Source organism: Phytoactinopolyspora endophytica, from assembly GCF_004138495.1.
GTDB classification, from domain to species: domain Bacteria; phylum Actinomycetota; class Actinomycetes; order Jiangellales; family Jiangellaceae; genus Phytoactinopolyspora; species Phytoactinopolyspora endophytica.
The window spans coordinates 84,328-84,798 of the sequence record NZ_ML142850.1; the positions used below are offsets into that span (position 1 = coordinate 84,328).

At 73.5% G+C, this 471-nt stretch carries 1 protein-coding gene; it reads left to right on the forward strand.

What is annotated here, in order from left to right:
- Positions 1 to 471, forward strand: a 471-nt coding sequence (locus tag ELR45_RS36745) for a glycoside hydrolase family 3 protein (protein WP_205855837.1), incomplete at both ends; no start/stop codon positions are given.

Consider the following 471-nt stretch of genomic DNA (forward strand, 5'->3'; position numbering starts at 1 on the left):
CGACGGCGGGCGTTCCTCTCGAGCTCATCGCCGAGTTCGATCTGGAGAAGAACGGCACCGCACTGGACCACGCCCTCGCCGTGACGGTCGGCCTGGCGCCGGCGCCGTCCGACCCGGACGAGCTCATCGCGCAGGCGGCCGCGTCGGCCCAGGCCGCGGAGGTAGCGATCGTCGTCGTCGGCACCAACTCCCGGGTGGAGTCGGAGGGCTACGACCGTAGTGACCTCTCGCTTCCCGGTCGCCAGGACGACCTCGTGCGCGCGGTGGCAGCCGCCAACCCGCGCACGGTCGTCGTGGTGAACGCGGGAGCCCCGGTCCTCCTGCCCTGGCGTGACGAGGTAGCGGCCATCGTGCTCGGCTACTTCGGCGGGCAGGAGTTCGGCACGGCGATCGCCGACGTGGTGTTCGGCGCCGCCGAGCCAGGCGGCCGGCTCACGACCACATGGCCGGCCGCCCCCGCCGACGTACCCG